Raw genomic sequence first — 7,470 nt, 5'->3', positions numbered from 1 at the left:
CCCCCGGCACAGCTCCTCGCCCTCCGCCTCCCAGCAGCCGGAGCAGCACGGGCTGATCGGCGGTGCGGACAGCCTGCTGCCCTCGCCCGGCACGGGCGATCTGCCGCTGCCGACCTCCGGGTCCACGGGGAAGTCGGCCAAGCCGGAGATCACCGTCCCGCCGCTGCTGCCCGGGCTGCTGCCCGGCCTGACCCTCAACGGCGGAGACACCTCGCCGGAGAAGGGCGAGGCCACCGGATAGCGGCCCTGTGCGGCTGCGCGGCTCAGAAGAAGACCGACCGGCGCTGCACCAGCAGCCGGTAGAGGGTGTGTTGGATGGTCTCCCGCACCTGGTCCGTCAGGTTGAACATCAGCATCGGGTCGTCCGCCGCCTCCGGCGAGTACCCGTCGGTGGGGATCGGCTCCCCGAACTGGATGGTCCACTTGGTCGGCAGCGGTACCGCCCCCAGCGGCCCGAGCAGCGGGAAGGTCGGGGTCACCGGGAAGTACGGCAGGCCCAGCAGCCGGGCCAGCGTCCTGGCGTTCCCCACCATCGGGTAGATCTCCTCCGCGCCCACGATCGAGCAGGGCACGATCGGCACCCTGGCGCGCAGCGCGGTCGACACGAAGCCGCCGCGCCCGAAGCGCTGGAGCTTGTACCGCTGGGAGAAGGGCTTGCCCAGCCCCTTGAAGCCCTCCGGCATCACCCCGACCACCTCGCCGCGCTCCAGCAGCAGCTGGGCGTCCTCGGCGCAGGCCAGGGTGTGCCCGGCCTTGCGGGCCAGCTCGTTGACCACCGGCAGCATGAAGACCAGGTCGGCGCCGAGCAGCCGCAGGTTGCGCTCGGCGGGGTGGTGGTCGTGTACGGCCACCTGGAGCATCAGCCCGTCCAGCGGCAGCACCCCGGAGTGGTTGGAGACCACCAGGGCGCCGCCGGTGTCCGGGATGTTCTCGATGCCCTTCACCTCGACCCGGAAGTACTTCTCGTACACCGGGCGCAGCAGCGACATCAGCACCTGTTCGGTGAGCTCGGCGTCATAGCCGAAGTCGTCCACCTCGTACTCGCCGGTGACCCGGCGGCGCAGGAAGTTCAGGCCCTGGGCGAGCTTGCGCTCCCAGCCGCCCGCAGCGGGCCGTGCGCCCTCCCCCTCGTCCGCCGGACGGACCGTTCCGGGCACCGGGCCCGGCGGGTCCTCGCGCTGCGCGGGCACGGGCTTGAGCGCGGGCCGCCCTGTGCCCGCCCGCTCCGCGGCGTCTGCCCGGTCGGTGCGCCGGGCGGCCCTGCGCCGGGACCGCGGTTCCTCACCGAAGGGGATGACCTTGGCGTCCGCCATGCTGGGTGCGCTCCTCAACTCTGGCCGCGGCCGGTGGGCAGCATCGCGGCGAGCCGGTCGACGCTACGGGCGAGGGCCTCGGGCGGGAGCAGCCCGGGACCGCGGTCGCGCACATAGTCCGCGAAGGCCTCGGCGGTGCTGTACGTCGGATGGAAACCTAGTGTGTCGCGCATCTGCCGGGTGGCGACCACGCGGCCGTGGGTCAGCAGTCGGACCTGTTCGGGGGAGAAGTCCGTGATCCCGGTGAAGCGCAGCGCGGAGCGGGTCCAGGTGAGCGCGGGAAGCAGCAGCGGCAGGGTGGGGCGGCCGAGCCGCCGGGCGGCCTGGGACAGTAGCAGCACCCCGTCGCCGGCGATGTTGAAGGTGCCGCTGTTGTCGGTGGCGCGGCGGGGCTCGCCGGCGGCGATCCGCAGCACCTCGACGGCGTCGTCCTCATGGACGAACTGCAGCCGCGGGTCGTAGCCGATGACGGTGGGCAGCACCGGCAGCGCGAAGTACTCAGCCAGTGGGGAGTCGGCGCAGGGCCCGAGGATGTTGGCGAAGCGCAGCACACAGACGGCCACGTCGGGGCGGCGCCGGGCGAAGCCGCGCACATAGCCCTCGACCTCCACCGCGTCCTTGGCGAAGCCGCCGCTGGGCAGCGACTTGGGCGGGGTGGTCTCGCTGAAGACGGCCGGATCCCGAGGGGCCCCGCCGTACACGCTGGTGCTGGACTTGATCACCAGCCGGCGCAGCGCGGGGGCCTTCTGGCAGGCGCCGAGCAGCTGCATGGTGCCGATGACATTGGTCTCCTTGACGGTGCCGCGACCGCCGCCGGAGCCCAGCGGGGTGCCGTTGACGTCCATGTGGACCACGGTGTCCGCGCCCGTCTCGGCGAGCAGCTTGCCGATGGCGGGCTGCCGGATGTCGGCCCGTACGAACTCGGCGCCGCCCAGCTCGTGCTCGGGCTCCACCGCGTCCACCCCGATCACCCGGTCGACATCGGGTTCGCGCAGCATCCGGCGTACGAACCGGCCCGGGAGCCCGCGCGCGACTCCGGTGACGAGCACGATCTTCCCCAAGATCAGCGCCTCTCTTCCGACCTCGCCCGCGACCCGAGCCGGGCTGTGCCGCACACCGTATCGGCTCGGTGTTGCGCTGTGATGTCCCGGCGCCACCGAGCCCGGTGTTTCAAGCCGGAGAGACGAACGGGCGGCCCGGGCCGAAACGCACCGCAGCCCTTCCACCAGGGCTGGTGGAAGGGCTGCGAGGCCTGCGCAGTGCCGCTTACTTCTTGTTGCGGCGCTGGACGCGGGTGCGCTTGAGCAGCTTGCGGTGCTTCTTCTTGGCCATCCGCTTGCGCCGCTTCTTGATAACAGAGCCCACGACTACCCTCGCTCACTTCGATTCGCCCTCTTGCACACATGCTTGCAAGAGGAGCCCACGGTGCGGGGCGTCCGAGCCCACACGACCTACATCGGGCCAGCCTACCCGGCACCGGGCGAACGGCGTAATCCGAGGGGTGTCGTCAGGCGGACTCAACCCCCACATAACTCTCACGGAGGTACTCGTGCACCGCTTGCTCCGGCACCCGGAAGGACCTGCCCACCCGGATGGCCGGCAGATGACCGCTGTGCACCAGGCGGTACACGGTCATCTTGGAGACACGCATCACCGCGGCCACCTCCGCCACGGTCAGAAACTGAACCTCATTCAGAGGCCGTTCGCCAGCAGCCATGTCACACCTGACCTTCCGCACATGTCGGGCACCGGCTTCCCCTCCGGTGACTCCTGCTCGCATGCGCGTTCCTCCCCAGATTAGGGGCGGATGATGCGAGTGAGGAAGAGGAGTAGCGATCGCCGCCCTACTGGGACAGACACGCCCGATTGAGTACATAGCGAGTAAGCGGTTGGTAGTACTCGGAGCGCACGGTGTCATCAAGCGGAACAACGACCGACAACCGCCCCTCCGCCTGCCCCACGAACGGCGCGGGATCATCCGCATCCGCCAGCCCCATCGCCTCAAACCCCAGCTGACCTGCACCGCAGACCCAACCGTGGTCCCCGATCACCAGCCTCGGCAACCCCCATCCGGCCCGTGCCGCACCGGCCAGGGCGAGCCGCACCGGCAGCGGTGAGTGGCTGTGCACGCCCGGCTCACTACCCGGTTCCCGCGCGCCCGGCTCCCGCACCAACGCGACGCCCCGCTCGTAGCCCAACTGGTATGTGCGTACCCCGAACCGGGTTGTTATGTCGACGCTTCTGCCCTGCGCCGGGGTGAGGACAGGACAGCCCGCCGACGACAGGGCGGCGGCCAACGCGGCGTAGAAGCCGAGGAGTCGGTGCGGGTGGCCGGTGCCGATCAGTACCGGCGCACCGGCCGCCGCGGCCTCGCCCAGCCGCGCCGCGAAGGCGTCCAGCGCCTCGATGGTGCGCTCCGGATCGATCACCTCGGGCCCCGAGACGTGCCCCGGGTCGCGGGAGACCCCGCACCGCTCCCCCATCAGGCAGAGCAGCTCGGCCAGGCTCCAGTCGCCGTCGGGCTCGATGCCCAGCAGTACGCGCGGGTCCCGCGCCGCGAACAGCCGGTAGCGGCGCAGGCTGCGCTCCCGGGTGGTGGCCACCGGCCCGGCCAGCCGGGCGGCCAGCAGATGCGCGCGCAGGGCGCCCGTGCTCAACATCCCACCGATGCTGGCGGACCGGCCGACACGCCTGCCGGGGAACACGATCGCGCCCCACGATCGGCCTAGTCACCGCTCACACCGCGGGTATGAGAACAACAGGCCCGCCCGGTGCGGCCCAGGGGTTCCGCCCCGGCTCAGGGCATCAGCCCGTGGTACGGGAAGACGGCCCGGCGAGTGGCGAGGATGGCCTGGTCCAGCCGGTCCGCGGGGTCGTATCCACCCTCCGCGAAGTCCCGCCAGGACGGGGTGCGTCCGTCGGTCATCCGGCGCGGCGCGCTGAGCCGGGTCAGCCGGTAGACCTCCTGCCGCCACTCCTCGGGCAGCTCGGTCTCCGGCGCCAGCTGCCGGCCGGCCGCGATGGCGACCAGCTGCGTCCAACTGCGCGGCACCACCTCCACCACCGCGTAGCCCCCGCCGCCCAGCGCCACCCAGCGCCCCTGGGCGCAGCGGTGCGCCAGCTGGTGGCAGCTGTCGGCGACGGCCCGCTGGGCGTCCAGGCTCACCGCCAGGTGCGCCAGCGGGTCCTCGAAGTGGGTGTCCGCCCCGTGCTGGGTGACCAGCACCTGCGGCTGGAACGCGGCGAGCAGCTCCGGCACCACGGCGTGGAAGGCGCGCAGCCAGCCGGCGTCCCCGGTGCCGGCCGGCAGCGCCAGGTTCACGGCCTGGCCCCGGGCCTCCTCCCCGCCGATCTCCTCCGGCCAGCCGGTGGCCGGGAACAGGGTGCGCGGATGCTCGTGCAGCGAGATGGTCAGGACCCGCGGATCGTCCCAGAACGCGGCCTGCACCCCGTCCCCGTGGTGGACGTCCACATCCACGTAGGCGACCCGTTCGGCGCCCAGCTCCAGCAGCCGGGCCACCGCCAGCGCGGCGTCGTTGTAGACGCAGAACCCCGAGGCGGCGCCCGGCATGGCGTGGTGCAGCCCGCCGGTGAAGTTCACCGCGTGCTCGACCGCGCCCCGCCACACCGCCTCGGCCGCCGCCACCGACTGCCCGGCGATCAGCGCGGACACCTCGTGCATCCCGGCGAACGCCGGATCGTCCTCGGTGCCCAGGCCATAGGAGCCGTCGGCGGACAGCGGGTCGGCGGAGACCCGCCGCACCGCGTCGATGTAGTCCGACCGGTGCACCAGCCGCAGGGTCGAGTCCCCGGCCGGCTTGGCCGCCTCCACCGACACCGCCCGGTCCAGCCCGAACGCCTCCACCAGGCGCATGGTCAGCGCCAGCCGCACCGGGTCCATCGGGTGCCCGCGCCCGAAGTCGTAGCCGGTGACTGCCTCATCCCACATCAACTGCGCGCGGCCGCTCATGCCCGTCACCGTATCGGCCCCCGCCCGCGGCGAAGGCCGGCGCGCGGCTCACGATGGCCAGCACCAGCACCATCGGCACCAGCATCGCGCCCCGGTAGCTCCATGCCTCACCCAGCGCGCCGACCAGCGGCGAACCCACCAGAAAGCCCACATAGTTGAAGATATTGAGCCGGGCGATGGCGCTCTGCGCGGACTGGGGGAAGAGCCGACCGGCGGCGGCGAAGGTCTGCGGTACCACCACGCACAGCCCGAGCCCCAGCAGGGTGAACCCGGCCAGCCCCGTCCAGGGCCCCGGCGCCGCCGCGACCACCGCGAACCCGCCCGCGCTCAGCAGCGCCCCGGTCCGGACCACCGCCACCGCCCCGAACCGCCGCACCCCCAGATCGCCGAAGGCCCGCCCTACCAGCGTGGTGGCCATGTAGACGCTGTACGGCACGGTGGCCAGCTGCTCCGAGCTGTGCAGCACGTCCTCCAGGTACTTGGCGCTCCAGTTGGAGACCGTGGAGTCACCGATATAGGCGAAGGCCATCACCATGCACAGCGGCAGCAGCATCCGCATGCCGACCGGCCGGGCCTCCTGCTCCGCCCCGTCGGACGCGGGGCTCCCGGGCCCCTCGGTGAACCAGTGCCCCGCCACCAGCCCCACCGGCACCAGCACCGCCACCGCGGGCGCGTAGAGGACGGCCAGCGACAGATCCTCGTGCGCGCCCCACCAGGCCAGCGAGGCGCCGATGATCCCACCGAGGCTGTACGCGGCGTGGAAGCCCAGCATGATGCTCCGCCCGTACGCGGCCTGGAGGCCCACCCCGAGCATGTTCATGGAGGCGTCGAGGGCGCCCACGGCCAGCCCGAACACGGTGAGCGCGGCGCCCAGCTGCCACACCGCGTGCCCCGACCCCGCGGCCAGCAGCGCCAGCCCCACGACCGGCTGTACGGCACGCAGCACCACCCCGGCCCGGTACCGCCGCACCAGCAGCTCGGCGCCCACACTGCCCGCCCCGGCGAGCACCGGCACCGCGGCGAGGAACACCGGGAGCATCGCGTCGGAGATCCCGTACCGGTCCTGGATCGCCGGGATCCGGGTGACCAGCAGGGCGAAGACCACGCCCTGGACGAAGAAGCCGACGGCCAGCGCGGCCCGACCATGCCGGTGGGCACGCCCCCGAACGGAGCCCAGGGCAAGGGGATCTGTCATGGCTGAGGAGCGTAGGGCCCGCCCATACCGGTGGGTAGATCCATGACGGCACCGATATCCGGCGGCCCGCCGGACGAGCCACCGCCGATGCTGCTGCCGACGGTGGGACGGTCGCCGAACGGGCGGTCGCCGGGAGGCCGCCGCGGCGCTCAGGCCAGCAGCGCCGGCAGCTCCGCCATGTCGGCGAACCGGGCGTGGGCCTGGCCGAGTTTGGCGGCAGGCGTCATGGCGGTGTAGCCGTGGACCTCCATCCCGGCGGCCAGCGCCGCCTGGACGCCCAGCGGGCTGTCCTCGATCACCGCACACCGCTCGGGCGGGGTCCCCATGGTCTGGGCGGCATGCAGGAAGAGGTCCGGCGCCGGCTTGCCCCGGCCCACGTCCTGGGAGCTGAAGATGCGCTCCTCCCCGAAGAGTTCGTACAGACCGGTCTTGCGCAGGGCCACCCGGATCCGGTCGTGGCTACCGGAGGAGGCGAGGCAGTACGGGACGCCGTCGGCCCGCAGCTTCTCCAGCACCTCGGCCGCGCCGGGCACGGGCTGGAGTTCCTCGCGGAAGGCGTCGAACACCCGGCCGTGGAAGGTGTCGTCGAAGTCGTCCGGCAGCCTGCGGCCATAGCGCTCCAGGATCAGCTCGTGGATGCGGTGCATGGCCGAGCCCATGTAGTCGCGTATCGACTCCTCGAGCGTGGTGGGGTGTCCCAGTTCGGTGAGGTAGGCGGCGAGCACACGGTTGGCGATGGGCTCGCTGTCCACGAGCACACCGTCGTTGTCGAAGATGACCAGGTTGTAGCGCATGACCACAACCCTACAAAGCACAGAAGCCCTGTCAGGAACCGGAGTTCCCGACAGGGCTTCTGTCAAAATTTGTTCGGCGGCGTCCTACTCTCCCACAGGGTCCCCCCTGCAGTACCATCGGCGCTGAAAGGCTTAGCTTCCGGGTTCGGAATGTAACCGGGCGTTTCCCTAACGCTATAACCACCGAAACACTATGAA

Annotated in this window: 8 protein-coding genes, 1 rRNA gene and 1 pseudogene; 1 reads left to right on the top strand and 9 read right to left on the bottom strand. The window is 71.8% G+C overall.

Annotation, left to right across the window (positions count from 1 at the left end; genetic code table 11):
• Window positions 1–241 (top strand): annotated as a pseudogene (locus E4099_RS33200) (DUF5667 domain-containing protein); the annotation flags it as partial.
• Window positions 242–263: 22 nt separating this feature from the next.
• On the opposite strand, the gene E4099_RS25945 reads toward E4099_RS33200, so the two are convergent.
• From E4099_RS25945 to rrf, 9 genes are all read right to left on the bottom strand, one after another.
• Window positions 264–1,313, bottom strand: coding sequence for a lysophospholipid acyltransferase family protein (locus tag E4099_RS25945; protein WP_135341540.1), 1,050 nt, complete (start codon window positions 1,311–1,313; stop codon window positions 264–266).
• A 14-nt stretch (window positions 1,314–1,327) separates the two neighbouring features.
• Complete coding sequence (locus tag E4099_RS25940; RefSeq protein WP_135341539.1) at window positions 1,328–2,374, bottom strand: NAD-dependent epimerase/dehydratase family protein; 1,047 nt, start codon at window positions 2,372–2,374, stop codon at window positions 1,328–1,330.
• A 205-nt stretch (window positions 2,375–2,579) separates the two neighbouring features.
• Window positions 2,580–2,678: a 30S ribosomal protein bS22 gene (locus E4099_RS25935; RefSeq protein WP_003948845.1), complete on the bottom strand. Its 99-nt coding sequence runs from the start codon at window positions 2,676–2,678 to the stop codon at window positions 2,580–2,582.
• 142 nt (window positions 2,679–2,820) lie between these two features.
• Window positions 2,821–3,030: a helix-turn-helix domain-containing protein gene (locus E4099_RS25930; RefSeq protein ID WP_135341538.1), complete on the bottom strand. Its 210-nt coding sequence runs from the start codon at window positions 3,028–3,030 to the stop codon at window positions 2,821–2,823.
• 127 nt (window positions 3,031–3,157) lie between these two features.
• Window positions 3,158–3,973, bottom strand: a complete 816-nt coding sequence (locus tag E4099_RS25925) for a phosphatase (protein WP_135341537.1) — start codon at window positions 3,971–3,973, stop codon at window positions 3,158–3,160.
• 137 nt (window positions 3,974–4,110) lie between these two features.
• The gene (locus tag E4099_RS25920) at window positions 4,111–5,283 is read right to left on the bottom strand and encodes an acetoin utilization protein AcuC (protein ID WP_135341536.1); all 1,173 of its coding nucleotides are present in this window, start codon (window positions 5,281–5,283) and stop codon (window positions 4,111–4,113) included.
• Complete coding sequence (locus E4099_RS25915; RefSeq protein ID WP_135341535.1) at window positions 5,252–6,478, bottom strand: MFS transporter; 1,227 nt, start codon at window positions 6,476–6,478, stop codon at window positions 5,252–5,254. Before E4099_RS25915 ends, E4099_RS25920 begins: the two co-directional genes overlap by 32 nt.
• 149 nt (window positions 6,479–6,627) lie before the next feature.
• Window positions 6,628–7,272, bottom strand: a complete 645-nt coding sequence (locus E4099_RS25910) for an HAD family hydrolase (RefSeq protein WP_135341534.1) — start codon at window positions 7,270–7,272, stop codon at window positions 6,628–6,630.
• A 71-nt stretch (window positions 7,273–7,343) separates the two neighbouring features.
• Window positions 7,344–7,460, bottom strand: a 5S ribosomal RNA gene (rrf, locus tag E4099_RS25905).
• Window positions 7,461–7,470 lie beyond the last annotated feature (10 nt).

Source organism: Streptomyces palmae (assembly GCF_004684805.1).
Taxonomy (GTDB): Bacteria; Actinomycetota; Actinomycetes; order Streptomycetales; family Streptomycetaceae; genus Streptomyces; species Streptomyces palmae.
The sequence above is the reverse complement of the archived record's forward strand: the minus strand, read 5'-3'. Positions and strand labels throughout refer to the sequence as shown.

Bases quoted from the DNA above. Each gene is read 5' to 3' on its own strand.
- E4099_RS25910 (WP_135341534.1), bottom strand. From the start codon at position 7,272: ATGCGCTACAACCTGGTCATCTTCGACAACGACGGTGTGCTCGTGGAC.
- E4099_RS25930 (WP_135341538.1), bottom strand. From the start codon at position 3,030: ATGGCTGCTGGCGAACGGCCTCTGAATGAGGTTCAGTTTCTGACCGTG.
- E4099_RS25920 (WP_135341536.1), bottom strand. From the start codon at position 5,283: ATGAGCGGCCGCGCGCAGTTGATGTGGGATGAGGCAGTCACCGGCTAC.
- E4099_RS25915 (WP_135341535.1), bottom strand. From the start codon at position 6,478: ATGACAGATCCCCTTGCCCTGGGCTCCGTTCGGGGGCGTGCCCACCGG.
- E4099_RS25945 (WP_135341540.1), bottom strand. From the start codon at position 1,313: ATGGCGGACGCCAAGGTCATCCCCTTCGGTGAGGAACCGCGGTCCCGG.
- E4099_RS25925 (WP_135341537.1), bottom strand. From the start codon at position 3,973: ATGTTGAGCACGGGCGCCCTGCGCGCGCATCTGCTGGCCGCCCGGCTG.